We start from the raw sequence: 1,362 nt of genomic DNA on the forward strand, positions 1-1,362 counted from the left end.
CGGCGCATTAGCGTGAGTCATGAGGACCTCTGGTTCGAGGATGGTGTGGTAACCCCTTCGATACCGGAGGTCCTCACCTCACGTCAGCCGTTCACAACCTCCCGGGGAACTACACCTAGCCCTCGCCTCCTCGCTGGGCGTGACGCTGTGGCGGCGGCACACGGCGTGTCGCCTCCACAACGTCACGCCCAGCGACGGGGCGGCGCAGGAAGGCTCCCCGGACTCAGCCGCGGCGCAGCTGCTCGAAGATCTCGCGCGTCGCCTTGGAGCGGTTGAGCGTGTAGAAGTGCAGCCCCGGAGCCCCGCCGTCGAGCAGCTCGCGGCACAGCCGGGACGCCAGCGCGATGCCCGCCGCCCGCAGCGCGGCCGGGTCGTCGCGGTGCGGCTCGAGCTCGGCCAGCACCTCGTCGGGGATGGCCACGCCGGACAGCTCGGCCATGCGGGTCACCTGGTTGAGGTTGAGCACCGGCATGATGCCCGGCACGACCGGCAGGTCCGACCCGAGTGCGCGCAGGCGCGCGACCAGGCCGAAGTAGTCCTCGGCGCGGAAGAACAGCTGGGTGACGGCGAAGGACGCACCCGCCGCCTGCTTGGCCGCCAGCACCTCGGCGTCGCGCTCGAGGGTCTCGCAGTCCGGGTGCCCCTCGGGGAAGGCGGCGACGCCGATCTCGAACCCGCCGAGCGAGCTGGCGAGCTGACCAGCTCGGTGGCGTGCGTCAGCCCGTCCGGGTGCGTCACCCACGGTGCTCGGGGCCCGCCCTGGGGGTCGCCGCGCAGCGCCAGCACGTGCCGCACGCCGGACGCGGCGTACTGCTTGAGGACGTCCTCGACCTCGCCGCGGCTCTGCCGACGACGGTCAGGTGGCCGACCGGCGTCAGCGACGTCTCCTCGGCGATGCGCCGGGTGACGCGGATGGTGCGGTCCTGGCCCGCACCGCCGGCGCCGTACGTGACCGAGACGAACGACGGGCCGAGCGGCTCGAGCTCGGCGATCGTGCGCCACAGCAGCGCCTCCCCCTCGTCGTCCTTCGGCGGGAAGAACTCGAAGGAGAAGGTCGGCTCGGGCGCGCGCAGCAGGCGCACCAGGGACGGGACCGGCTCGGACATGACGCAACGGTATCGTCGCCGCCGTGACCAGCCCCGCCGACGACCACGGGACGGACAGCGCCGCGCGCGGCCTCGACCCGGACCGCTTCCGCACGCTCGTGGACGAGGAGCTCGACGCGTTCGTCGTGCACCAGCGGCTGCGCCTGGCGCCGCTGGGCGAGCAGGCCGGCGAGTACGTCGACGCCGCCCGCCCCGGTTCGTCGAGGGCGGCAAGCGCCTGCGTCCGCTGTTCTGCCTCGCCGGGTGGGTGGCCGCC

The 1,362-nt window shown here is 73.4% G+C and carries 2 protein-coding genes and 1 pseudogene; 1 reads left to right on the top strand and 2 read right to left on the bottom strand.

Annotated features, from left to right (window positions below):
- Positions 1-223 precede the first annotated feature (223 nt).
- Positions 224-742 (bottom strand): methylenetetrahydrofolate reductase, encoded by a 519-nt coding sequence (locus AC2W7G_RS16435; RefSeq protein WP_485869382.1) that lies wholly within the window; start codon positions 740-742, stop codon positions 224-226.
- Between the two features lie 8 nt (positions 743-750).
- Positions 751-1,106: pseudogene (locus AC2W7G_RS16440) on the bottom strand (methylenetetrahydrofolate reductase); the annotation flags it as partial.
- A 23-nt stretch (positions 1,107-1,129) separates the two neighbouring features.
- On the opposite strand from AC2W7G_RS16440, the gene AC2W7G_RS16445 reads away from it, so the two are divergent.
- On the top strand, positions 1,130-1,362 hold a 233-nt coding region (locus AC2W7G_RS16445; RefSeq protein WP_485869383.1), incomplete at its 3' end, for a hypothetical protein.

The sequence above is a fragment of the Aeromicrobium sp. PFPM2_SD2 genome (assembly GCF_057364525.1).